Raw genomic sequence first — 23,373 nt, 5'->3', positions numbered from 1 at the left:
GATTGACACTGGCCTTTTTGCGTTGTGGTTTTTAGAACAGCTCTTCTGTATCCGGGAGTTGCTCTTCAAATGGCGTACTTGAGCCTGTTTCTAGCACGTATTTTGTTGGGGTTGTGCCGCGTTCAAAGTACTCGAAACGGCTGGTGTGGTCGTTACGCTCACTCAATAACCCGGTTTTTAAATCGATGCGCACAGACACCAGGCCCGGAGGTGGATCAATCGGTGCAAGTGGTTCGTCTTGTAACGCTGTACGCATAAACTGTACCCAGCCAGGTAATGCAGACGTGGCACCTGCTTCGGCACCGACCACTTGTTGTTTACCCAGGTTAGCGTTGTACGCGGCGCGGCCCAGTGATTTACCCGGATCGTCAAACCCGACCCAGACGGTGGTTAATACGTTGCGATTAAACCCCGTGAACCAGGTATCGACCGAGCTGTTGGTGGTGCCCGTTTTGCCAGCCAGATCTTTGCGTTTAAGCGCCTGCGCGCGCCAACCCGTGCCGGTCCAGCCGGTTTTGTGTTTCCAGCTGCCGCCGCCCCAGATCGCGCTTTTCATCGCATCAGCGATTAAAAATGCATTTTGTTCCGAGATGATCCGCGGTGCACAAGTGTATTGATCGATTTCCCACTCTTCTTCACTACAGATGGTCAGTGGCTGGGCGGCTCCCAGAACGTTGCCGTAGCTGTCAGTGAGTTTTTCAATAAAATAGGTCTCGACCAAGTGGCCGCCATTGGCAAAGGCACTCATACCGCGGGCCATTTCCAGCGGCGTCAATGACGCACTTCCCAGAGCCAGCGATTCACTGCGCACAATGTCCTCGTTATTGAAACCAAACTTGAGAATATGATCGGCGGCTTCGTTGAGCCCCATACCCCGCAGCAAGCGTACTGATACAACGTTTTTCGATTGAGCCAGGGCACGGCGAATACGGATAGGGCCACTGTACACATCTGGGCTGTTTTTCGGACGCCAGGCGACGCCCATGCTTTTATCCCAATGATTGATCGGAGCATCATTGATGATGGTCGACAACGTATAGCCAGCCTCCAGTGCACCCGAGTAGATAAATGGCTTGATGTTTGAACCAACCTGGCGTTTGGCCTGAACAGCCCGATTGTACTGGCTTTGACGGAAGCTATAGCCGCCAACCAGGGCTTTAATGCGGCCACTTTGAGGATCCAATGACACCAGAGCACTTGCAGGCTGGGGCTGTTGGCTAAGTTGCCAATTCTGGTCTTTGTAACGTACCCAGATTTGCATACCTGGCGCGAGAATATCACTCGCTTGTTTCGGCGGTAATCCCTGGCGGCGTTCTGTGATGTAAGCACGCGCCCATTTTAATCCGGACCAGGGCACAGTGACTGAGGAGCCGTCTTTGAGCAACACAGTTGCACTTTGCTCCTCCAGTGCTGTTACAACACCAGCTTGAAGCGGGTCTATCTCTTTGACATTGCGCAGCCTTTCCAGGATCTGAGTAGTCGTCCAGGGGGCCTCCTCCGGCTGCCAGTATTGCGCCTGCGGGCCACGGAAGCCGTGTCGCATATCATAAGCGTGCAGGTTGTCGATCAGGGCTTGCTGTGCGGCGGCCTGAACATTGGATTCGACTGTGGTATAGACTTTAAACCCTGAGTTGTAGGCCTGGTCCTCACCATAGGTTTTCACCATGTAAGCACGGACCATTTCCGATATGTAGGGGGCATAGAGTTCTATTTCAGCGCCGTGGCGTTTAGCTGTGATAGGTGCCTGAGTGGCTTCGTTGTACTGAGCTTGAGAAATATAGCCTTCAGTCAGCATCCTGCCCAACACGACATTTCGGCGCAATTTAGCTCGTTGTGGGTTACGGATTGGGTTGAGCGCTGAAGGGGCTTTGGGCAGGCCGGCCAGCATTGCCATTTGCGCCAGGCTCAGCTCGTTTAGCTCCTTGCCATAGTACACTTGGGCGGCGGCCCCAATCCCAAAGGCACGATGACCCAGTTCTATTTTATTGAGGTAAAGTTCAAGAATTTCGTCTTTATTGAGTAAGCGTTCGATATGTAACGCGATAAAGATCTCTTTCACTTTACGAATATAGGCCTTTTCCCGGGTCAGGAAGAAGTTTCGTGCCAGCTGCATGGTGATGGTACTGGCGCCTTGCTTTTTCTCTCCGGTACTGACCAGGACAATAAATGAACGCACAATGCCGATCGGATCAATACCAAAATGATCATAAAAACGGTTGTCTTCGGTGGCCAGAAAAGCCTGGAGTAAAGGCTCTGGAATTTCGTTAATTTTAACCGGAATACGGCGTTTCTCGCCAAACTGGTTGATCAGTTTGCCGTCGCGGGTAAAGACCTGCATTGGGGTTTGCAGCTGTACATCTTTTAAAACCTTTACACTGGGAATGTCAGATTTGACATAGTAATAAAGGCCGAACAAGGTAAGCAGGCCCAGTGTCGTGCAAAGCAGTATAAGTTGTAGTAATCTTTTTAATAAATTCACGAATTTATCCCTAGCGAGACTCCCAATTACAATCGGACGCTGTTAGTATATCCTGATTAAAAAACGATTAATAATTTTTGCGTAAATTACTTTGTGCCTAAAGAAGGTGCATGGGAGTGTGGCCGAAAGTTGGCAAGTAGTATAACGCTTTTCGCCAAACTGTACCTAAATGACTAAACTCTTAATTAACACTGTACAGAATTCTGGATACTTGGGCTAACGGCATGTTGCGTCAATTCTTAAAAAAACAAGCTCCAATGATGGTCGGGGTAGACATAGGCTCACACTGTGTAAAGGCTGTTTTATTGGCTGAATCAAGCGCAGGGTACCGGGTTGAGGCCGTCGCCATTGAACCTTTACCCAAGGGGGCAATGAAAGAGCGCGCCATCCAGGATATTGAAGCGGTTGGTAAAGTCATCAGTAAAATACGTAAGCGTTTGCCAAAAACCAGTCACTTTGCCGCTGTTGCTGTCTCCGGGCAAACGGTTATCACTAAAATGATTTTTATGGATGTGTCGTTAAGCGATGCCGAATTAGAATCACAAATCGCGATTGAGGCCGACAGCCTGATCCCTTACCCACTTGATGAAGTCAGTCTGGATTTCGAAAAACTAACAGTGAATGAAGCGGATCCCTCCAAAGTCAATGTGTTGTTGTCCGCGGCCAGAACAGAAAGCGTGCAGGCCCGCGTTAGTGCACTGGAAGAAGCAGGCTTGAAAGCGAAAGTCGTAGATGTTGAAAGCTATGCCCTCGCGCGCTCCGCAGAAGTTTTATATGGTCAGCTTCCCTCTGATGCTTACGATAAGGTCGTAGGGATCATCGATATTGGCGCCGTGGTGACTTTAGTGAGTGTCGTACAGTCCGGTAAAACGTTATATACCCGGGACCAGGTTTTTGGTGGAGAGCAGTACACCAATAGCATTGTTGCGTATTACAACAAGAGCTTTGATCAGGCCGAGTTGGCAAAAACCACCGGTGATTTGCCGCCGAATTATACCTTTGAAGTGCTCGCGCCATTCCAGACCTCGCTGTTACAGCAGGTGCGTCGCGCGTTACAAATGTTTATGACGACCAGTGGCCAGGAGCAGGTCGACTACATTGTTTTAACCGGTGGTACTGCACAAGTGGAAGGGCTCGACCGTTTGCTTGTGGATGAACTGGGTGTGCATGCGATTGTGGCGGATCCGTTTGCGAATATGGAAATAGCGCCTAAAGTGGATCGAGGTGTACTGAATAATCACAGAGCGCAGTTTGCCATCGCAACCGGGTTGGCATTGAGGAGCTTTTCATCATGCCACATATAAATTTACTGCCCTGGCGTGAGCAGCAACGGCAGGCTTCTCAGCAAAAATTCCTGACCATTTTGGGGATCATCGTCGCAGCCAGTTTAGCGCTGATGTACGGTATTGGTGCATTTTATGACACCCTTAAAGAAGGGCAGGAAATCAAAAATCTTTATCTGTCCAGTGAGATTAAAAAGCTGGATAAGCGGATCGGGGAAATTCGTGGGTTGAACCAACAAAAAGAAAATCTGCAGCGCCGGATCCGATTGATTGAAGAGTTGCAGAGCAACCGTAATTTGGGCACCCAGATTATTGATGAAGTGACACGCGTTGTGCCTGCGGGCGTTTATTTGACGAGCCTGGAACGGCAAAAGAATATGATCAAAGTGATAGGTCGAAGCGAATCGAACAACCGCTTGTCGCAAATGTTGCGGGCTGTCGAGTCGTCCTATTTATTACGCGATCCGTTACTTCAGGGGATTGTCGCCGGTGAACGCGAAGAGCGTTTACTGAGTAATTTCACAATGAATTTTTACGTTAAAACGTTCGCTCAAATGGAGAAAGAACGCGCCGAGTTAGCTCAGACAACGCAGGCGGAGAACTAGGCCATGAAACTAGACTTGAAGTCGCTGCAGGAGATCGACTGGAACGAAATTGAACTGGATAACATTGGCGAATGGCCAATGCCAGTGAAGGCTATTTGTTGCGCTGTGGTGGTGGTGATCATGCTGGTCGTAGGATACAGCATGTTAGTGTCTGCGTCGGTGGCAAGCTTTGAGCGTGCGGTTAAAAAAGAAGAAGAGTTGCGTACCAGCTATCGCGTCAAATATGGTCGGGCAAATAATCTGGAATTATATCGACAGCAGATGCAGGACATGGAAGCGCAGTTTTCTCAACTATTAAGAAAACTACCAACCTCAAATGAAACCCCGGGTTTGCTCGATGACTTAACGTATGTTGGTACGTCCAGTGGCCTGACGTTTCTAAAAATTGGCTGGCTACCTGAGATCAAAAAAGAATTTTATACGGAACTGCCAATTAATCTCGAAGTGGTGGGGACGTATCACGAGTTTGGTGAGTTTGTCAGTAAAGTGGCGCAGTTGCCGCGTATTGTGAGTTTGCACGATTTTCGGATTGAGGGGGCAGGCAATAATCAGTTGGTGTTTAGCGTGGTAGCAAAAACCTACCGCTACGAGCAGGAGACTGAAGAATGAGGCGTCTGCTGGTTTTGTTTGCGGTGATTGCACTGACAGGGTGTAACGATAACACCGCAGAACAGAAAGAGTTTATTGATCGGGTGCAGGCGAATGCAACCCCGAGCATAGATCCTATGCCCGAGATGGCCCGGTTTGAGCACTTCCCTTACAGTGCGGCTCAGCTACGCAGCCCCTTTGTTGCCCCGCAACCGGAAGTTATTGAAAGCCGCCTGGTACAGGTTAAAAATTGTCTTCACCCAGATCCGAATCGTCCCAGAGACCCGCTAGAAAAATACGCGCTGGACAACTTGATGATGAAAGGGACGATCACACGTGGTGAGACGGTATGGGCGTTGATTAGAGCTGGCGAGCAAGGTTTGTTCAGAATAAAGAAAAATGAATACATGGGTTTGTACCACGGTAAAGTGGTGAGCGTACAAGCCGACCATCTGGAGCTGATGGAACTGATCCCGGACGGAACGGGATGTTGGAAAGAGCGCCTGAGCAAAGTCGAAATGGTGGAAGCCGAGGACGTCGGTGCCAGTGAAGAATAAAAAAGGTGAAAATATGATTGCGCGCGACGGGATCAAACACGTTGTGAAAACTCTGATGGGTGGTGTTTTAATGGGCACAGCGTTATTCGCCCAGGCAATGCCAATGCTGTACGATGTGCGTTATAACCCGGTGCCGACCGGAGAGACTGAGTTACAGCTTGTGTTTGACGAAAAGCTGGCGATTGAACCCAAAGTCCAGGTGTTGAATGAACCTGCACGTATTGAGTTGTTTTTCCCGGATGCTGAATATGAGGAAAGCCTGGAACTGCTCAAAGTAAACCAAGCCGGTATCGAGCAGATCAAGAGCAGGATGGAGCAAGGTGGATTTGTCCTGAGTGTTGAAATGGCTGCGCTCAAACTCTACCGCACTGAGGTTAAGAATAATCTGGTGTATATTAAAGTTTCAGACCAGCCTATTCCGGTTTCTAGCGAGGATGCACAACCAGATACGTTGCACAGTGCAATGAATCGGATCCAGAATATAGACTTCCGGCGCACAGATAAGGGTGCCGCTCAGATCCTGGCCTTTCTGGACTCCAGTCAGGCGGCGATAGATGTGCAGGAGCGAGGCGGGCAGATTTACGCAGACTTTCATCATATTGCCATCCCGGATGAGCTATTATACGAGCTGGACGTTGTTGACTTTGGCACCATTGTGAGTACGGTTGAAACTTTCCGTGAAGAGGGAAAAAGCCGTTTGGTGATCAAACCTAATGGGGCTTTTAAGTTCAATTATCAGCAATTAGACAACATCTTTACTCTGACAGTAGAAAAAGATGAGCAGGAATTTTCGTATGCGGATACGAAAAATTATCAGGGACAGCCGATCACACTGAACTTTCAGGATATCCCGATCCGTTCTGTGTTGCAGATAATCGCTGATACTAATAACTTTAATTTGGTCACCAGTGATTCGGTTACAGGCAACATTACCTTGCGCCTGGATGGTGTACCTTGGGATCAGGCCTTGGACGTAGTGTTGCGGGTGAAAGGGCTTGATAAACGCATGGAAGGGGCGATTTTGATGGTGGCGCCGTCTGAAGAGCTGGCAGCCAGAGAAGCGAAAGAGTTGCAGGCCAAGCGTCAGGTTGAAGAGCTGGAACCTTTATATAGTGAGTACATTCAGCTTAACTACGCCAAAGCAGAAGAGTTCGCTGATTTACTAAAAACAGATGAAAATTCCATCATTAGCCTGCGTGGCAGTGTTTCAGTGGACAAACGAACCAATACCTTGTTGATCAAGGATACTTCGCGCAGCATTGAAAACGTCAGACGCATGGTCGAGACGCTGGATGTGCCGGTTAAGCAGGTACGCATCGAATCGCGTATGGTTACGGTGTCAGATAACATTCAGGAAGACTTGGGGATCCGTTGGGGATTCAGTGACCAGCAAGGGACAGACGCCATTTCTGGTTCGCTGGAAGCAACCAATAAGTTGTCTGGTGGCACGATCCCTGATTTGACTGAACGGTTAAATGTGAATTTGCCAGTACAAAACCCGGCGGGTAGTTTGGGCATGCACATTGCCAAGTTGTCAGACGGTACTTTGATAGATCTGGAATTGTCTGCGTTAGAGCAAGAGAACAAAGGTGAGATCATCGCCACACCCAGTATTACGACTGCAAACCAGAAAACGGCGCGCATCGAGCAGGGTACGGAGATCCCGTATGTGGAGTCGGCTTCCAGTGGTGCATCGACCGTCCAGTTTAAAAAAGCGGTACTGAGTTTAGAGGTGACACCACAAATTACGCCGGATAATAAAATTATTTTAGATCTGGTCATAACCCAGGACACTCGGGGTGATACAGTACAGACAGCCAATGGCCCGGCTGTGGCGATAAATACACAAAGGATCCAGACTCAGGTCTTGGTAGAGAATGGTCAGACGGTTGTGTTAGGGGGCATTTATCAGCAGGAAATGACCAATGCGGTGAGCAAGGTGCCTGTGCTGGGAGATGTACCCTACTTAGGTGTCCTATTTAGGAACACACGAGAAATCAATGAAAAGAGAGAGTTATTGATTTTTGTGACACCTAAGATCATGCATGATTCACTCTAGTCAGACTAAAATAACAATAATGGGCGTGAAAGTTACCTTTTGACTTGAAATCACGCATTGATTGCTGAGATAATCCCCTCCTTAATTTTGGGGCCAGGTCGTTAGGCGGGGTTTTATTTCAAATTTTAGAGTTCGTTTGTACTAAAAAGATATGGCTGAGAAACGTAATATATTTCTGGTAGGCCCAATGGGGGCTGGTAAGAGCACGATTGGTCGTCACATTGCGGACCAATTACATCTGGAGTTCTTCGATTCAGATCAAGAAATCGAGCGCCGCACTGGTGCTGATATCTCCTGGGTGTTCGACATTGAAGGGGAAGAAGGGTTTCGTCGTCGCGAAGAGACCGTGATTTCCGATCTTACCGAAAAGCAAGGCATCGTATTGGCTACTGGCGGCGGCTCGGTCATCAGTAAAGAGGTACGTAACAAACTATCTGCTCGTGGTATTGTGGTTTATCTTGAGACCCCAATTGAGAAGCAAGTAGCTCGTACCCAACGCGATAAGCGTCGTCCTTTGCTACAAACAGAAGAAGATTCACGCGACGTATTAGTGCGTCTGGCAGATGAACGTGAACCACTTTATAAAGAAGTGGCGGATCATGTTGTACGCACAGATGAACAAAGCGCCAAAGTGGTTGCTAATCAAATCATTGAGAAGTTAGATTTCTAAACATGTAGGCTAGATAGGAGGTGACGGCACATGCTTGAATTAACAGTAGATTTAAACGAGCGTAGCTATCCTATCTATATTGGCCAAGATCTTCTTACCGATCAGGGGCGGTTATTGCAGCATATTGGCAATGCTCGCCCCGTTATCATCAGCAACGAGACCGTTGCGCCTCTGTATCTGGATACATTACTCACGCAGTTAGAAGGCAAAGCACCGCTTCATTTTTGCATTCCTGACGGGGAGCAATATAAATCTCTGGAGTGGTTTGAGCGCATTAACGCTTTTTTGCTTGAGCACAACTGCGGGCGAGATACCTGCCTGATCGCCTTAGGTGGCGGCGTTGTTGGTGATCTGACCGGGTTTGTCGCAGCTTGCTATCAGCGTGGAGTGCCATTTATCCAGATCCCGACAACCTTATTGTCTCAGGTTGATTCGTCAGTGGGTGGCAAAACAGCCGTCAATCATCCTTTAGGTAAAAATATGATAGGTGCTTTCTATCAGCCTAAAGCGGTGTTTATTGATACCAATACACTGAAGAGTTTGCCACCACGTGAGTTTGCGGCAGGCATGGCTGAAGTGATCAAGTACGGTCTGATCTACGATAAAGACTTTCTGACGCTACTTGAGCACAATGGCAATGCACTGCGCGAGTTGGACACTGACCTGCTGATGCAAGTGATCCATCGCTGCTGTGCTATCAAGGCTGAAATTGTCGCACAAGATGAGAAAGAAGCTGGGTTGCGTGCATTGCTGAATTTGGGGCACACGTTTGGCCATGCCATTGAAGCGCAGATGGGCTACGGTGTATGGCTTCACGGTGAAGCGGTCGCTGCAGGAATGATGCTAGCGGCTCGTCTGGCACAACTTAGAAGTGCATTGACAGAGCATGAAGTTGCGCGTATCGCAGCATTGCTAGAAATGTATCAACTGCCAGTTGCCCCACCCGCATCGATGACAACATCGCAGTTTATTTCCCATATGCGTAAAGATAAGAAAAACAAACAAGGTAAGATCCGCTTTATCGTACCCACCAGTCTGGGCAAGTGCCAGCTGGTTGATGACGTATCTGATGACACCTTAGGCCAGCTAATAGGGCACTGATGCAGTCGCAAATCTTACCGAGTCGTGCCGCTCTGGTCGACCGGATTGCAATGCAGTTTGAATATGGACAAAACCTGATCTGCCTGGTTGGTAACTCAGGGCTAGGTAAAAGTTATCTGGCTGAGTCTTTCATCACAGATAAGTACCCTGATTTTAGCAAAGCTTTTGTTAAATTGGGTGCGCATACCAAAGACACAGAGCTGGTTCAGCAACTGCTAGAAAATAGCTTTCGCGCACCGCTGGTTGATCACAAGTTGTCATTAAGTGAAAATTTCTTTGTTTTGTATAATGAGCAGCCTTGTGGCCCTTGTCTCTGGGTCATTGATGGTGCACGTCATCTGAGTGATGAGCTCATCCAGGAGCTTCAACTGCTGGCTAAAAAGGCCCCGGATACTCTGTATATTCTGGTAACTGGACAAGCCCCTAAGTTACTGCCTGAGGCGCTGGATATTCATCTGGAGCCCTTATCATTAATAGAAAGTCGCCGCCTGATGGCGATGTTTTTTCCAGAGCTTCCGCCTTCAGAAGACCCAATATTTAGCACCTTTTTGAGCGAAGCAGGTGGTAACCCCAGTATTTTGCTCGAATGGCAGCAAAATCAGCATCAATTGACATTGAAATCTAAACAAACAATGAGTAGTCGGCAATGGAAAGGGTTTTTGGGTGCTTTTGTTGTGATTACGGCCTTGTTTCTGGTCGCGCTGCTTTACCAAAAAGATTTGGCCGATTTATTGCGTCTGCAACAGGATGTTGGCGCAACCTCGGTTGAGGCATTGCCTGAGCCGACTGTGTTGACGGCGCAAGAGGCGCTCTCGGATGAAACCGCGCAGCCCGTTTCCGAGACATTGGCAGAACAATCAGAGAGTAGTGACACTCAGGCTCCTTTGCAGCATGATGTGCAATCTATACTCGGCGCGTTAACCTTGGATCACACTGCTGTGGACGCGCGTCAAATCGAAGCCAGTGAAGAAGGCTCTGAACACACTACCGAGTCTGACAGAGATGCACACAGTACACCCAATGCGTCGGCAGCAGTCGCACAAGTGCTGACGCAACCAGATATTCTGAGCGGCGATGCTGAGCACACAGACATCAATGAGCAGATTGAAACGCCACAACCCGACATTATCGCAGAACCTCAGGTGCAGCCGGATCCGGTTTCAAGCTTATCGGACAATGCCTGGTTTATGGCGCAAGACAGCAATGCCTGGACAATTCAACTGCTGGCTGTGACTGACGAGTCCGTGGCACGGCGATATATCGAGCAACATAAGTTGTCGCAGATCCGAACTGCTCAGGTTATGCGCGCAGGCAAGGCGTGGTGGTTTGTTACCCTGGCGCCATTTGCAACCTTAGATGACGCGAAACAGGCCCGGACTGAATTACCTGAAGCCGTGTTAGCAGGGCAGCCGTTTTTTAAACGTATCGTGCAAATTAAGCAACAAATCCAACAGTCACAAACGCAAAAATAGTGTAGAATCGCGCTACTTTGGGGTAACTAGTCAGATCATGCAAAAAAAGACCAGAGCTTTCTTAAAATGGGCAGGTGGAAAATATGCCTTGGTGGAAGAAATTACCAAGCGCTTGCAAGCCGCAAATGAAGAGGCCGAAACTCTGGTGGAGCCTTTTGTAGGGGCTGGATCTGTCTTTCTAAATAGTCACTTCAAGCACTATATACTCAATGACATTAATGCGGACCTGATTAATCTGTACAAAGAGTTGCAACGCACTCCAGACGAGTTCATTAGTGATGCCAGAAAGCTGTTTGTTGATTTGAACAATCATCCCGATGCCTATTATGCGTACCGTCAGCAGTTCAATGAAAGCATTGATGTTTATGAGCGGGCTATTCTGTTTTTGTACATGAACCGGCATGGCTACAATGGGCTTTGTCGCTATAACCTGAAGGGCATTTTTAACGTGCCCTTTGGTAAATACAAGCGCCCCTATTTTCCGGAAAATGAGCTGTACTTTTTCTCAGAAAAAGCACAACAGGCAACCTTCACCTGTTTGAGTTATGAGCAAGTCTTCAAGCGTATTCCGAATAAGGCCGTAGTGTATTGTGATCCGCCCTATGTGCCGCTGAGTAAAACCGCCTCATTCACAGCCTATGCCAAAGGGGGGTTTAACTTTGACGATCAGGCACAACTCGCTAACCTGGCAGAAAAGGCCGCTTTTGAACAGCAAACACCCGTACTGATATCCAACCATGACACGGTGCTCACGCGCAAGATCTACAGCCAGGCTCACCTGGATGTGATCCAGGTAAAAAGAACCATTAGCCCTAAAGGCTCGGGACGTAACCGGGTTGATGAGCTGATGGCCTTATATCACGAATGAGCGCATTGATGGCTGGCATGTCATAATACAACTGCATTAACAAACCAGGCCAAGGCGATAACCAGTGCGATAACAAAACACACGGCTAGCAAGGCAAAAGGCCAAAAGTGTTTTTGGCTGAAATCGACACGATATTTAGCCTGGCTTTGCACACCAAACATCGCAGCAAGTACACTTTGAATAAGTATAAAGAATCGTTCTGTCACGGCATCCTGGCTCCTAATATGCAACGAGATACCTAACAGTATAGTGTATGAATACCAACTCGCCTTAATGACTTGCCCGATTGAAGGCGTACTTAAGCGTGTTGGTATCAATTAGAATTGTGAAAATTGACTCGACGTTTGCTCGTCACCAGATCCCAGTAGTAGCTCAAGCAGATCAAGGTAGTGGAACTGCGCATTACTACTGCCGCCAGTTAACCAGGCATACCAACTAGTGTGTGACTCCAGCTTACATAAATTTGATGATGCGTGCTGACTGACCTGAGTGGTAGAGCACTGGCACATCTCATTTTTTGCGACTAAGTCATCGTCACCGCTGAACGAAACCACGCCAGCAGACAAGACTAAAGCAGCTGTAAGTAAAAGCGTCCGTGTTTTAAGCCGACTTAACATAACCATATCCCCAGTGAATAGTTATCTATAAATAGTACACTATGTATGTTTATTAAACAATCGCTTTGTCCTGCAAAAATGGCAGCTGCTCGCAAATTAACAGTGCCTAACAATCAGGTGTTTTTAGCGTTAAGATGAGTTACAGTAGCCGCTGACATTTTGTTTCAGGGGGTAGTATGTCGCAGAACAATAATAATTCTGAGTTCTTAATTGCACCATCTATTTTGTCTGCCGACTTTGCAAGGTTGGGTGAAGACGTTGCCAGGGTGTTAGATGCTGGCGCGGATGTCGTGCACTTTGATGTGATGGATAATCATTATGTCCCGAATCTGACGTTTGGCCCGATGATCTGTGAGGCGCTGCGCAATTATGGCATAACCGCCCCAATTGATGTGCACCTGATGATCAAACCCGTGGATAGCCTGATCCCGGAGTTTGCAAAAGCGGGTGCAGATATCATTACTTTCCATCCTGAAGCCAGTGAACATATAGATCGCAGTCTGGGTTTGATTAAGGAACAAGGCTGTGAGGCTGGATTGGTACTTAATCCGGCAACGCCATTACATTATCTGGATTATGTAATGGATAAAGTGGATCAAATCTTACTTATGTCTGTCAATCCCGGCTTTGGCGGTCAGAGCTTTATCCCGCAGACGCTGGATAAGTTGCGCCAGGTACGCGAGCGCATAGATGCCAGTGGTCGTAAAATCCGCCTGGAGGTGGACGGTGGCATTAAAGTCGACAATATAGCTGAGGTAGCGGCCGCGGGGGCTGATATGTTTGTTGCTGGCTCAGCGATTTTCAATCAACCAGACTACCGGACGGTCATTGATGCGATGCGTTCTGAGCTCGCTAAGGTGGGCTAATGCGCTACCAGGGTATTTTATTTGATCTCGACGGCACGCTGGTCGACAGTGCGCATGACTTGTATATGGCGCTTAATTTGACGTTAACTGAAGTGGCTTTTCCTGTGGTGAGCCGCGCTCAGGTACTGACCTGGGTCGGCAACGGCATCGATGTATTGGTGCAGCGTGGTTTAAGCGGCAGTCATGATGTTAACGCTGAGCTACCGCCGCGTGTGGTCGCTGAGGCACAAACTCGTTTTGCAGGCCATTATCGGGCCCTGGTTGGGCAATACTCTTTGCTCTATGCCAATGTTGAAACGGTACTGGCTGCATTCAGTCATGTGCCCAAGGCCGTCGTAACCAACAAGAGTCGTGAGTTTACAGTACAGCTACTCGATAACCTTAACCTCAGCCAGCATTTTGATGTTGTGGTGTGTGGTGATGACGGTCAGAAAAAGCCGGCTGCCGAGCCGCTCTTGTCAGCCTGTCAGCAACTTAACATCGAACCACACACGGCCATCATGGTCGGCGATTCAAAAAGCGATATTTTGGCCGCTCAGGCTGCTGAAATACCTGTGATTGCACTCAAATATGGGTACAATCAAGGACTGGATCTGGCCCAGTTTAATCCACAGTACCTCTGTGAGGGCTTCTTGGATATAATCCCCATTTTAAATCAACCTTAAATCAAACTAGGAGTAAGGGAACACAATGACTAAACCAGTAGTGTTAAGTGGCATTCAGCCAACCGGTGGTATGACAATAGGCAATTATGTGGGTGCCATTAACCAGTGGCTTAAGCTACAGGAAGATCATGATTGTTTCTTTATGCTGGTTGATTTGCACGCCATCACCATTCGCCAGGAGCCAAATGTCCTGCGTGATCGCGTTTTGGATGGTGTTGCTTTGTATGCCGCGTGTGGCATTGACCCAGAAAAGTCAGCGTTATTTGTGCAATCACAGGTACCAGAGCATGCGCAGTTAAGCTGGGTGCTGAACTGCTATGCACAAATGGGCGAACTCAATCGCATGACTCAGTTTAAAGACAAGTCAGCGAAAAACACTAACAATGTTAACGTGGGCTTGTTTGCTTATCCGGTATTGCAAGCGGCTGATATTCTGCTTTATCAGGCTGATCAGGTTCCGGTGGGTGAAGATCAGAAACAGCACCTTGAGCTGACTCGTGATATCGCGACACGTTTCAACAACCTGTATGGTGATGTATTCAAAGTACCTGAGCCGTATATCCCAGAGCTGGGTGCCCGGGTGATGAGCTTGCAAGATCCATTGAAGAAAATGTCGAAATCGGACGATAATCCAAATGCCTATATTATGCTGCTGGATGAGCCGAAAAAGATTGAGAAGAAACTGAAAAAAGCGGTGACGGACTCAGACGAACAAGCGCGCATTTACTTTGACCGAGAAGAAAAGCCAGGCGTATCTAACCTGCTGACACTATTGTCGGTGGCGACCAAGCGTGATGTGGCCGATCTGGTGCCAGAGTATGAAGATAAAATGTATGGTCATCTGAAAAAAGACACGGCCGATGCCGTGGTGGCTATGTTGGAGCCTATGCAGGCGCGTTTCAAAGAGATCCGTGAAGATCAAGCGTTGCTGGATCAGATCATGCGTTCTGGTGCAGAAAAAGCAGGTGCTCGTGCAGAGAAAACACTAAAAGCGGCATACGACGCGCTGGGCTTTATCCCGCGCCCGTAATCAGCCAGGTCACAACCACAAAAAAGCCAGCTTATACGCTGGCTTTTTGCTGTTTGAAGATCACATACTGCGGCCGCACCAGACAATTCTGCCCGCAATACCATGCTGTTGGGCATTTTCGGCATGGATTTGCCAGGCTGGGTAGTCCGGGTTATCACTCACTACGCTAATATGATCTCGTTGTTGTTGCAGGCGCTTAGCCATCAGACCATCTTCGGTTTGCAGTACATAAACGCCGCGTTTATTCGCGTCACGCTGGCTTAAATCAACCAGCACCATGTCGCCATGCTGCAAGGTTGGCAGCATACTGTCTCCCCGGATAGTGACAAACGCCAATTGTTCACTGTGCACGCCCAGTTGCGTACTGAGCCAGCGCTTATTCAGGGCAAACTGCTCTGTGATATCTTCACTGCCATTGATGCTACCAAAACCGGCACTGGCCTCAACATCCAGTTTAGGCACCATCAGCATTTCCTGACTGCCCGTCATCGGCGCGTGCTCTGTGGGCTGCTCACCGGTAAGCAGCCAATTTAGATCAATACTGAACAAGCTGTATAAATGTTCCAAATAGGCAACGGATGGTCGGCTCAGGCCACGACAAATACGATAAATGTGTGACGGCGACTTGCCAGTGAGGAGCGCAAACTGACGTTTGTTGCCGGCGCTAAACTGGTCGATCAAAGTAATAAATCGGCGTGAAAATGCTGTGCTCATGACACCCCATACAGGTTACAACAAAGGAAGGGCCTCAGAGTACTTGCCTATTGCGATGCTGTACAGCTACTGACACCTGATTGCTCAATGTCTGCCCAGCTTGGGGGGAGGGAATTACAAATTGCGACATTTTTAACCAGCTACATAACAGTTTGCGAGCTGCTTGTTCCTATAATAACTTACTGAAGTCGACTTGATTGCGACGGCATATAACTCAGGAAAAGAGGAGAAGGAGCGATGAATTATGTGATTAAAAGGGCCTTAGTGCTGGGGATGCTACTGAGTCAATTAACCGCTTGCTCGGGTGGCAGCGATGATAGTTCAGCACCTAAGGATACACCAGACTTGTTGACCATTTCAGCACATAGCGAAGGGGGTGGAGTGTTGGAGCCGGCAAGCCTTCAGGTTGGCAAGGGTAAAGCCGCTGAGTTTATCGCGAAACCTCGGGCGGGTTATGAGCTGGTGGCGCTGAGCGGTTGCGGGGGTAAACGCACGGGGGTTGCTTATCGGGTAGAGCGGGTCGAGCAAAGTTGTCAAATACAGGCACGTTTTTCACCTATCCAGTATCGTCTGGATGCGACCGTTAGTCAGGGTGGAAATGTGGACATCAGCACCCAGCAAATTGTGCATGGCAGCGCTGCTGAGTTTGTCTTTACACCGAACAGCGATCATATTCTGGAGCGCGTTGGGGGATGTAATGGCACACTAACCCAGTACACTTATCACCTACCCGAAGTGACTGGGCCTTGTACTGTGAGTGCGTTATTTTTACCTTACCTTCCTGAGCCTGAGGCGCTCACGCGGATCCGGTTACCGGTCGTCGTACATGTACTGAATAATGGCCATTTTGAACTCAGTGATGCGCAGATCTTATCTCAGTTACGGGCCACGAATTTGCATTTTCGCGGCAAAAATAACGCCGAACTTGAGACTATCCCCGATACCTATTCCCCTTTTGTTGCAGACACTGGGATCCAGTTTTATCTGGCTGACAAAGATCCAGATGGCCAGTCTCATTCGGGGATCGTGCGGGTCGATGCCACAACGAGTGTCTTTGCGCTGGAGGGATACCCCTTTGCCCGCAGCGATGCGGGTGGATCGGATGCCTGGCCGACAGACCGTTACATTAATATCTGGGTGGGCATGTCACGTACCCGGTTCAATGAACCGGTGTTGGGTGGCAGGGCACATGTCCCGGGCATGGCGCCTGAGCTATATATTGGTGTGTCGGTAGAGCAGGGACTATTTGGCACCATCGCACCTCGAGAGCTAAATTATGATCAGGGCAAAACGCTGACGCATGAGTTAGGGCACTTTCTGGGGTTAATTGGTCATACTAATCCGCCGTGGAATGACCAAAACACTCATCGTCACCTGACCTGTGATGGGTTGGCGCAGACTGATTGCGTGAATGCAGATCTGACGATGAACTTTATGAATACCAATGTCTATGATAACAGGCAGAAGATGTTTTCGTTGAGTCAGCGCCAGTTGATGCGTGCGTGGTTAGAAACCGGACCATTGCAGGCTTTGTATCTGAATAACCCGCCTTAACGCTTTAGATATTGCCCGGGTGTGGTGCCGAAAAACTTTTTAAATGCACTGTTGAATGCTGAGCTGGACTCAAACCCCAGTTGCAAAGCGGTGGCTTGCTGGGTTTCACCTGCGGTGAGCATTTCAACGGCACGCAGCGCTCTGAGCTTCTGCTTCCATTGACTAAAGCTCATTGCAAAGCTCTTGTGAAACAGGCGATTAAGGGTTCTGGCTGATGCGCCCACCTGCTCACCCCACTGTTCAAGAGTAAGTGCGCAGCCCGGGTTAGAATACAGTTCACTGACAATTGGCAGCAGGCGATGATCATCGGCTTTGGGAATGAAAAACGCACTGGTAGGTGCCAGCTCTAATCTGTCAATGAACACCTGGATAAAGCGTTCGGTCTTATCGTCGAGCAGATAATCTTCAGGCCAGGTGCAGATAGTGAGGATCATTTCTTTCAGCAGCGCATCGACCACCAGGGTTTTCGCCTGATCGCCCAGGATGGCTGCATACTTTTCATCAATATAGACACTACGAAAATGCCCGCCATAACGACAGAAAGTCTCATGCTCTACGTTGGGCGGGATCCACAAGGCCTGTTGCGGCGGAATAACAAAGGTGCCCTGAGGTGTGAAAATGGTCATCACTGAGTCGCTGATATAGGTGATTTGCCCCCAGTGATGGCTATGGGGCCGCACATGCTCGTTGGCAGGCATCGTGGTGGGTCGGGGGAAGATGGGTCTGCCCAGTACTTTGCGTTTGAATCGGCTGGACACACTGCGCCAGGATGCATCTGTCCGATTTGATAAACTTTGTGTCATGATTTCCCATATTAGCCAGTGTGAACAGCTCATATACTAACCGGGCCGATAACGGCAATCAATGTGCTTAAGGACTGTGAATGAAAAACCCGACCCGACTTTTTGTGCCTTCCCCGATGAGCTTTATGGTGCTGGCAACCATCGTCATGGCTATGACATTTTCTGCCTGGAATGCCTTGCTTAATAACTTTGCGATTGAACAGGCTGCGTTTACAGGTGCGCATATTGGCATGTTGCAATCACTGCGAGAAATCCCAGGTTTCCTGGCTTTTACAGCTGTGTTTGTGTTGCTGGTGCTGAAGGAACAAACCTTTGCCTTGATCAGTTTATGTTTGTTGTCGATAGGTGTGGCACTGACAGGGTTTTTCCCGAGTGTGTATGGCCTGTATGCCACGACGGTGCTGATGTCTATTGGATTCCACTATTTTGAAACACTGAATCAATCGCTGAGCTTGCAGTGGTTCACTAAGGAAGAGGCACCCGAGCAATTGGGCCGTTTACTGTCGATAAAATCGATGGCCTCTTTAGTGACGTTCGGGCTCATCTGGGTGGCATTTACCTGGATGGCGACCGATTATGTGTGGGTGTACTTGTTATTTGGCGGGGCCGGACTGGTACTGACCTTGTTTATGGCGCTGACGCACCCGCACTTCGTTCAACAAGCCACGCAACATAAAAAACTCATTCTAAGAAAACAGTACAGTCTGTATTACGTCCTGACCTTTTTCTCCGGCGCCCGTCGTCAAATCTTTATGGTGTTTGCCGGTTTTTTGATGGTGGAAAAGTTCGGCTTTGATGTGGCCGAGATCACTGCCTTGTATATGCTCAACCACCTTGTGAATATTTTCGTGGCCCCAAAAATTGGTCAGATGATTAGCAAGATTGGTGAGCAAAAGGCCCTGACGCTGGAGTATTCAGGTTTGGTTTTGGTCTTTATTGGCTATGCGCTGGTCGAGTCTGCGCAATTAGCGGCGGTATTATATTTAGTGGATCATATCTTCTTTGCGATGGCCATTGCGCTTAAAACCTATTTCCAAAAAATTGCCCAGCCAGAAGATATTGCCGCCACGGCCGGAGTGAGTTTTACCATTAATCACATCGCGGCAGTGGTGATCCCGGCGAGCTTTGGCATGGTGTGGTTGTATGACCAATCGTTGGTATTTTATTTTGGTGCGGCCCTGGCGGGGTGCTCTTTGATTCTCAGCCAGTTCATTACGCCGCATCTGAAAAAAGTGGCTGCCTGATAAAAAGCCGCCCGGTGTGGGCGGCTTTTAATGTGTGTTTTAAAGGGCCTTAAAGCGGATCGCGGTGCCGCCACTGGTGGCGAGCTTCAGCGTTAAGGTATCTTGTGTCGTGACAATCTGTTTTTGAATGCTCAGATCATAGGGGTTGTATTTCCATTCTGCCTTAGGGCCATCCTGATAGATCTGGGCTTCGAAACGCTGGCCTGGCTCAAGGAAGTCGAGCTTTATGTTAATGCTTCTTGCCTGTTCATCGGTGATGGCACCTAAATACCAGTCATTTCCCGAATACTTACCGCGTTTGCGCTCTTTACGGGCAAAGACCACATAGTCGCCCACTTCACCTGCCAATGCGATACTGTGCTCCCAGTCCGCCGGGACGTCTTTAATAAACTGGAAGGCCTGTGGTTTTGCCAAATAGTTTTCTGGCAGGTCCGCGGCCATTTGCACTGGGCTATACAGTACAACATATAGCGCCAGTTGTTTGGCAAGGGTCGTTTGTGGGCGGTTGGTTTTGTCGCCCAGGCCGTTAAAACTCATGTCGAAAATACCTGGTGTAAAATCCATCGGGCCAGACAACATACGGGTATAGGCCAGCATGGTGGTATGCTCAGGTGGGTTGGGTGGTGTACCCCAGGCATTAAACTCCTGGCCGCGTGCGCCTTCTCGGGTCAGCCAGTTAGGGTAAGTGCGGCGTAATCCCGTATCCTTAATTGGTTCATGGGTATTGATGCTGATCTTATGTTTGGCCGCCAGTTTCACATTGTCCAGGTATTCATTAACCATAAACTGACCGTCGTGCCATTCGAACCGGGCGTGACCACGCTCATCAATGCGCTTGATATTGCCACCATCGGCAACATAGCCGGTTTTAACCTGACGGACACCGGCTTTTTCGTACAGGGCAAAGGCATCTGCCATCTGGTCGCGATAATTGCTGACATTACCTGAGGTTTCGTGGTGACCGATCAGGCGGGCACCTACTTGTTCGCCATGTTTAGCAATGGTATCCAAGTCGAAATCCGGGTAGGTTTCTGTAAAGCTGAATACATCACCATTGAAGAACCAGTCGCCATCCCAGCCGGTATTCCAGCCTTCTACCAGCACACCATCGAAGCCATGCTCGGCTGCGAAACTCAGGTATTCTTTAGTGCGTTCTGTAGTCGCGCCATGTTTTTCACCACTGCCCCAGGTGTTCTTTCCGATGTGCATGCCCCACCAAATGCCGAGGTATTTACCTGGCTCTACCCAGGATACATCGCCTAATTTATTGGGCTCATTCAGGTTGAGAATAAGGCGCGAGTTCAGCAAATCAGTTGCCTGGGCGCCAATCTGAATTGTGCGCCAGGGGGTTTTGAAGTGGCCATTGGTCTTTACGGCAATGCCATCAGACCAGGGGGTCAGATCGCTGATAAAGGTACCGGGGCGACGCTGGTTCAGGGTCATAGCGGCATAGTCAACCAGTGCGGCTTCGTGAATGCTGACATGCACACCATCTTTGTTTTTCAATGTAAATGGGGTGTGGACATGGGCTGCATCATGGAGTGCTGTGGTGTTATAGGTATATTCATAGCGGTTCCAGCCGCGAGCTGGGATCCACCAAGCTTGTGCCTTGTCACTGTCAGCGACAGCAAATTCAGTCAGTTCTCTGGTGATATAGCGGGCAGAGTCCTGAGCTACTTCGTAGCGGAAGCCGACACCGTCATCAAATGCCCGTATTCTCAGGGTATATTGCGCCTGCTTTGACTGACTGTCAGCCAGGGTAACAACCAGTTCATTGTGATGGTCGTGTACTTCTCGTGCCTCACCCCAGGGTTGCTGCCAGCGCTCATCTACGCTGTTGCGCTGGGTTTTGCTGATGATCAGTCCGTCGCGCAGCGAGGGGGCGCGGGCAAAATCGAACCCTAACTTTGAGGGGGCAATCACGGCTTGGTTATTAAACATGATCTGGTAGCTGGGCTGGGTATTGTCATCGCTGACTTGAAAGGTGAGTTTACCGTCTGGCGAGCTGACACTGTATGTCGCAGCCTGTGTTGCAGTGGTAAATAAACCGGCTAAGAGTGTGACAGCAACGCCTGTTGCACTGAAGACTAATCGCATAAACTATCTCGGTTGCAAATGTGAGTGAATGTTTAGCTTACTGTTATCTTCGTCCGGGCATGAACTGTCTGCATACGTATTCACTTTGAAAATGCGATGAATGGAAACTAACGGTCGTCCGGTCTACATCTGTGGCCTATACTAAATCGAGACCGCAAGGAGCTTTTAGGCAATGACTCAATTAAAACATATTCTTAGTATCACTTTAGCTGCCGTAACTCTGATCTCTGCCTGTGCCACTGCCGCTGAGCAGCTCACTGTTCAGGTGCGGGACAAAGAGGGAAAGGTATTGCCCGGCGCGGCCGTATGGCTCAGTGGTAAAGGACTTGCTGCCGATCAGGCTGTCCTCACACGCAGTTATAAAATGGGCCAGAAAAACCGCGCATTTACGCCGCATTTACTGATTGTGCCAAAACAGGCCGAAGTGTCATTTCCTAACTATGACTCTATTTTGCACCATGTGTACTCCTTCTCTCCCGCCAAGCGCTTTGAGTTTAAATTGTATCGGGATCAACCACAGGCCCTGACGTTTTCTGCGACCGGGGCTGTGGAGCTGGGCTGTAACATCCATGACTGGATGCTGGGTTACATTCTGGTTGTTGACTCTACGCATTTTGCCGTAACAGATACTCAGGGCATCGCACGCATTTCAATACCTGCGGCGCAGCACAATGACGTGACGTTAAAAGTCTGGCACGAGGGATTTATGGACTTAGACAGTCCGGAAAGTCATGCATTATCCGCCGTCAAGTCGGGTGAACAACTGAATATTCAGTTGCAGCAGTCCCTTGGTATGCTCCAGGAAGATTTCAGTGATGAGTTTGATGATTATGAATAAACAACTTCAAAAGCTGGGGCTGATTGGGCTGAGTGTTGTGGGCATCAGCACGGCACAGGCACAGGACTTTCAGTATAAAGGTGCAATTCAGGCAAGTTGGCAAAATAGCAGTGAATATGCAGCCTGGTATAACCGGGGCGTGGCAGTAAATCGCTTTGGTGCCGACTCTGAGCGACTCAACTTGAGTCGTGCTGTGCTTGATGTGCGCACTGAGCTGGGCAGCAAATGGTCTTTGCTAGCCAGTGCCCAATATGTTCCCGATCCGGATAGTAAATTCGGGTTTACTGAATTATTTGCACAGTACCATACCCTGAACAAAGGGTCCCGCCAGTGGCAAGCGCGGCTTGGGGGGTTTTACCCACGCATGTCTCTGGAAAACCCTGATATTGGCTGGTCGTCTCCTTATAATTACAGCTATAGCGCGATCAATACCTGGCTGGGTGAAGAGATCCGTACTTTTGGTACGGAAGTGAGCTATAAGCACAGTGACAGCCGGCTGCCACGTCGACAACGAACAGGTCACAATTGGGAGTTACTGGGGGCTGTGTATAAAGGGAATGATCCGGCAGGCACTTTACTGGCCTGGCGTGGTTGGGCAATACATGACAGGCAAAGTGTGTTTAATGAAGCCATCCCTTTTGCGCCGATCAACGCACTACAGGCACCGCCCCTGGCTAAGCAATCCTGGCGAACTGAGCCTTTTACTGAAGTCGATGGTCGGTTTGGGTATTACCTCGGCGCACACTGGGATTATCGGAAGCGTCACACGCTGAGGCTGTATTGGTATGATAATAACGGTGACCCAAGTGTATTGAACTATCAGACCGGGCAATATGCCTGGGATACCAAGTTTTACAGTGCGGCTTATCGTTTTAAGATCACCCGGGCCACGCATCTGGTCATGCAGGCGATGGCTGGCAATACGGCGATGGGGATCAGGCGTGGCGTTGATAACGACTTTAGTAGCCAGTTTATTCTGTTAACCCATAAATGGCAGGATTATCGAGTGAGTGGTCGGGTGGAGCAATTCGACGTGAAAGATCGCGACTTTTGGGATTTCGATCCAAACACCAGTGAGGGAGGGGCGATAACCGTAACAGGTCGCTGGCAGATCTCTGAGCGCTGGCATGTTGGTATGGAGTTTCAGTATCTGGAATCTAAGGTCGCAAATCGAGCCGATTTTAATTTACCGACGCGTCAGATAGAGCAGTTGTGGCGTGTAAGTGGAGCGCTGCGCTTTTAAGGCGCAGCACTCATGCTGGG

General features: G+C 49.0%; 22 protein-coding genes. 16 read left to right on the top strand and 6 right to left on the bottom strand.

Annotated elements, in window-relative coordinates:
- Window positions 1–31 precede the first annotated feature (31 nt).
- Window positions 32–2,479: a penicillin-binding protein 1A gene (locus IY568_RS15305; protein WP_125563069.1), complete on the bottom strand. Its 2,448-nt coding sequence runs from the start codon at window positions 2,477–2,479 to the stop codon at window positions 32–34.
- 224 nt (window positions 2,480–2,703) lie between these two features.
- On the opposite strand from IY568_RS15305, the gene IY568_RS15300 reads away from it, so the two are divergent.
- The 9 genes from IY568_RS15300 (at window position 2,704) to IY568_RS15260 (ending at window position 11,682) form a co-directional block, all read left to right on the top strand.
- A complete protein-coding gene (locus IY568_RS15300; RefSeq protein ID WP_058796913.1) occupies window positions 2,704–3,783 on the top strand; it encodes a pilus assembly protein PilM in 1,080 nt (359 codons plus the stop codon).
- Window positions 3,771–4,367 (top strand): PilN domain-containing protein, encoded by a 597-nt coding sequence (locus IY568_RS15295; protein ID WP_125563071.1) that lies wholly within the window; start codon window positions 3,771–3,773, stop codon window positions 4,365–4,367. Before IY568_RS15300 ends, IY568_RS15295 begins: the two co-directional genes overlap by 13 nt.
- Window positions 4,368–4,370: 3 nt before the next feature.
- Window positions 4,371–4,976 (top strand): type 4a pilus biogenesis protein PilO, encoded by a 606-nt coding sequence (locus IY568_RS15290; RefSeq protein WP_049865187.1) that lies wholly within the window; start codon window positions 4,371–4,373, stop codon window positions 4,974–4,976.
- Window positions 4,973–5,512: a pilus assembly protein PilP gene (locus IY568_RS15285; protein WP_125563073.1), complete on the top strand. Its 540-nt coding sequence runs from the start codon at window positions 4,973–4,975 to the stop codon at window positions 5,510–5,512. The genes IY568_RS15290 and IY568_RS15285 overlap by 4 nt, the downstream gene beginning before the upstream one ends.
- A gap of 55 nt (window positions 5,513–5,567) precedes the next feature.
- Window positions 5,568–7,571 (top strand): type IV pilus secretin PilQ, encoded by a 2,004-nt coding sequence (locus tag IY568_RS15280; RefSeq protein ID WP_416365170.1) that lies wholly within the window; start codon window positions 5,568–5,570, stop codon window positions 7,569–7,571.
- Between the two features lie 151 nt (window positions 7,572–7,722).
- Window positions 7,723–8,241, top strand: coding sequence for a shikimate kinase AroK (aroK, locus tag IY568_RS15275; protein ID WP_010386209.1), 519 nt, complete (start codon window positions 7,723–7,725; stop codon window positions 8,239–8,241).
- Window positions 8,242–8,271: 30 nt separating this feature from the next.
- Window positions 8,272–9,342, top strand: a complete 1,071-nt coding sequence (aroB, locus tag IY568_RS15270) for a 3-dehydroquinate synthase (RefSeq protein WP_125563077.1) — start codon at window positions 8,272–8,274, stop codon at window positions 9,340–9,342.
- Entirely contained in the window at window positions 9,342–10,814 is a 1,473-nt protein-coding gene (locus IY568_RS15265; protein WP_194868021.1) for an SPOR domain-containing protein, read from the top strand. The genes aroB and IY568_RS15265 overlap by 1 nt, the downstream gene beginning before the upstream one ends.
- A 37-nt stretch (window positions 10,815–10,851) precedes the next feature.
- Window positions 10,852–11,682 (top strand): Dam family site-specific DNA-(adenine-N6)-methyltransferase, encoded by an 831-nt coding sequence (locus IY568_RS15260; RefSeq protein ID WP_125563081.1) that lies wholly within the window; start codon window positions 10,852–10,854, stop codon window positions 11,680–11,682.
- A 20-nt stretch (window positions 11,683–11,702) separates the two neighbouring features.
- On the opposite strand, the gene IY568_RS15255 is transcribed toward IY568_RS15260, so the two are convergent.
- Window positions 11,703–11,888 carry a DUF2970 domain-containing protein gene (locus IY568_RS15255; RefSeq protein ID WP_125563083.1) on the bottom strand — a complete coding sequence of 62 codons (186 nt, stop codon included), beginning with the start codon at window positions 11,886–11,888 and terminating at the stop codon, window positions 11,703–11,705.
- Window positions 11,889–11,999: 111 nt separating this feature from the next.
- A complete protein-coding gene (locus IY568_RS15250) occupies window positions 12,000–12,299 on the bottom strand; it encodes a hypothetical protein (protein WP_125563085.1) in 300 nt (99 codons plus the stop codon).
- A 176-nt stretch (window positions 12,300–12,475) separates the two neighbouring features.
- Between IY568_RS15250 and rpe the strand changes: the two genes are divergently transcribed.
- From rpe to trpS, 3 genes are read left to right on the top strand one after another with little or no spacing between them, the layout of a single operon-like run.
- Window positions 12,476–13,165 (top strand): ribulose-phosphate 3-epimerase, encoded by a 690-nt coding sequence (gene rpe, locus IY568_RS15245; RefSeq protein WP_194868020.1) that lies wholly within the window; start codon window positions 12,476–12,478, stop codon window positions 13,163–13,165.
- Window positions 13,165–13,830, top strand: a complete 666-nt coding sequence (locus IY568_RS15240; protein WP_010386217.1) for an HAD family hydrolase — start codon at window positions 13,165–13,167, stop codon at window positions 13,828–13,830. The genes rpe and IY568_RS15240 overlap by 1 nt, the downstream gene beginning before the upstream one ends.
- Before the next feature lie 25 nt (window positions 13,831–13,855).
- The gene (gene trpS / locus IY568_RS15235; protein ID WP_138537821.1) at window positions 13,856–14,860 is read left to right on the top strand and encodes a tryptophan--tRNA ligase; all 1,005 of its coding nucleotides are present in this window, start codon (window positions 13,856–13,858) and stop codon (window positions 14,858–14,860) included.
- A 60-nt stretch (window positions 14,861–14,920) separates the two neighbouring features.
- On the opposite strand, the gene IY568_RS15230 is transcribed toward trpS, so the two are convergent.
- Window positions 14,921–15,574: an XRE family transcriptional regulator gene (locus tag IY568_RS15230; RefSeq protein ID WP_194868019.1), complete on the bottom strand. Its 654-nt coding sequence runs from the start codon at window positions 15,572–15,574 to the stop codon at window positions 14,921–14,923.
- A gap of 237 nt (window positions 15,575–15,811) precedes the next feature.
- On the opposite strand from IY568_RS15230, the gene IY568_RS15225 reads away from it, so the two are divergent.
- Entirely contained in the window at window positions 15,812–17,128 is a 1,317-nt protein-coding gene (locus IY568_RS15225) for an InlB B-repeat-containing protein (RefSeq protein WP_194868018.1), read from the top strand.
- Here the strand turns inward: IY568_RS15225 and IY568_RS15220 are convergent.
- The gene (locus tag IY568_RS15220; RefSeq protein ID WP_125563094.1) at window positions 17,125–17,931 is read right to left on the bottom strand and encodes an AraC family transcriptional regulator; all 807 of its coding nucleotides are present in this window, start codon (window positions 17,929–17,931) and stop codon (window positions 17,125–17,127) included. The genes IY568_RS15225 and IY568_RS15220 overlap by 4 nt on opposite strands.
- 80 nt (window positions 17,932–18,011) lie before the next feature.
- Between IY568_RS15220 and IY568_RS15215 the strand changes: the two genes are divergently transcribed.
- Window positions 18,012–19,175: an MFS transporter gene (locus IY568_RS15215; RefSeq protein ID WP_125563096.1), complete on the top strand. Its 1,164-nt coding sequence runs from the start codon at window positions 18,012–18,014 to the stop codon at window positions 19,173–19,175.
- A gap of 39 nt (window positions 19,176–19,214) precedes the next feature.
- Here the strand turns inward: IY568_RS15215 and IY568_RS15210 are convergent, their stop codons facing one another.
- Window positions 19,215–21,272, bottom strand: a complete 2,058-nt coding sequence (locus tag IY568_RS15210; protein ID WP_194868017.1) for a glycoside hydrolase family 97 protein — start codon at window positions 21,270–21,272, stop codon at window positions 19,215–19,217.
- A gap of 172 nt (window positions 21,273–21,444) precedes the next feature.
- Here IY568_RS15210 and IY568_RS15205 point away from each other — a divergent pair, with 172 nt between their 5' ends.
- Together IY568_RS15205 and IY568_RS15200 are read left to right on the top strand one after the other, a co-directional pair.
- Entirely contained in the window at window positions 21,445–22,110 is a 666-nt protein-coding gene (locus IY568_RS15205; protein WP_010386228.1) for a methylamine utilization protein, read from the top strand.
- Window positions 22,103–23,353, top strand: coding sequence for a hypothetical protein (locus tag IY568_RS15200; protein WP_228553366.1), 1,251 nt, complete (start codon window positions 22,103–22,105; stop codon window positions 23,351–23,353). Before IY568_RS15205 ends, IY568_RS15200 begins: the two co-directional genes overlap by 8 nt.
- The last annotated feature ends 20 nt before the right edge of the window (window positions 23,354–23,373 follow it).

The organism is Pseudoalteromonas sp. PPB1, from assembly GCF_015356275.1.
In the GTDB taxonomy this organism is placed as follows: domain Bacteria; phylum Pseudomonadota; class Gammaproteobacteria; order Enterobacterales; family Alteromonadaceae; genus Pseudoalteromonas; species Pseudoalteromonas rubra_D.
The sequence above is the reverse complement of the archived record's forward strand: the minus strand, read 5'-3'. Positions and strand labels throughout refer to the sequence as shown.

Coding starts and splice junctions, on each gene's coding strand:
- IY568_RS15280 (WP_416365170.1), top strand. CDS start 5,568: ATGGGTGGTGTTTTAATGGGCACAGCGTTATTCGCCCAGGCAATGCCA.
- aroB (WP_125563077.1), top strand. CDS start 8,272: ATGCTTGAATTAACAGTAGATTTAAACGAGCGTAGCTATCCTATCTAT.
- IY568_RS15240 (WP_010386217.1), top strand. CDS start 13,165: ATGCGCTACCAGGGTATTTTATTTGATCTCGACGGCACGCTGGTCGAC.
- IY568_RS15295 (WP_125563071.1), top strand. CDS start 3,771: ATGCCACATATAAATTTACTGCCCTGGCGTGAGCAGCAACGGCAGGCT.
- trpS (WP_138537821.1), top strand. CDS start 13,856: ATGACTAAACCAGTAGTGTTAAGTGGCATTCAGCCAACCGGTGGTATG.
- IY568_RS15290 (WP_049865187.1), top strand. CDS start 4,371: ATGAAACTAGACTTGAAGTCGCTGCAGGAGATCGACTGGAACGAAATT.
- IY568_RS15300 (WP_058796913.1), top strand. CDS start 2,704: ATGTTGCGTCAATTCTTAAAAAAACAAGCTCCAATGATGGTCGGGGTA.
- IY568_RS15225 (WP_194868018.1), top strand. CDS start 15,812: ATGAATTATGTGATTAAAAGGGCCTTAGTGCTGGGGATGCTACTGAGT.
- IY568_RS15200 (WP_228553366.1), top strand. CDS start 22,103: ATGAATAAACAACTTCAAAAGCTGGGGCTGATTGGGCTGAGTGTTGTG.
- IY568_RS15220 (WP_125563094.1), bottom strand. CDS start 17,931: ATGACACAAAGTTTATCAAATCGGACAGATGCATCCTGGCGCAGTGTG.
- aroK (WP_010386209.1), top strand. CDS start 7,723: ATGGCTGAGAAACGTAATATATTTCTGGTAGGCCCAATGGGGGCTGGT.
- rpe (WP_194868020.1), top strand. CDS start 12,476: ATGTCGCAGAACAATAATAATTCTGAGTTCTTAATTGCACCATCTATT.
- IY568_RS15205 (WP_010386228.1), top strand. CDS start 21,445: ATGACTCAATTAAAACATATTCTTAGTATCACTTTAGCTGCCGTAACT.
- IY568_RS15215 (WP_125563096.1), top strand. CDS start 18,012: ATGAAAAACCCGACCCGACTTTTTGTGCCTTCCCCGATGAGCTTTATG.
- IY568_RS15285 (WP_125563073.1), top strand. CDS start 4,973: ATGAGGCGTCTGCTGGTTTTGTTTGCGGTGATTGCACTGACAGGGTGT.
- IY568_RS15260 (WP_125563081.1), top strand. CDS start 10,852: ATGCAAAAAAAGACCAGAGCTTTCTTAAAATGGGCAGGTGGAAAATAT.
- IY568_RS15210 (WP_194868017.1), bottom strand. CDS start 21,272: ATGCGATTAGTCTTCAGTGCAACAGGCGTTGCTGTCACACTCTTAGCC.
- IY568_RS15250 (WP_125563085.1), bottom strand. CDS start 12,299: ATGTTAAGTCGGCTTAAAACACGGACGCTTTTACTTACAGCTGCTTTA.
- IY568_RS15230 (WP_194868019.1), bottom strand. CDS start 15,574: ATGAGCACAGCATTTTCACGCCGATTTATTACTTTGATCGACCAGTTT.
- IY568_RS15265 (WP_194868021.1), top strand. CDS start 9,342: ATGCAGTCGCAAATCTTACCGAGTCGTGCCGCTCTGGTCGACCGGATT.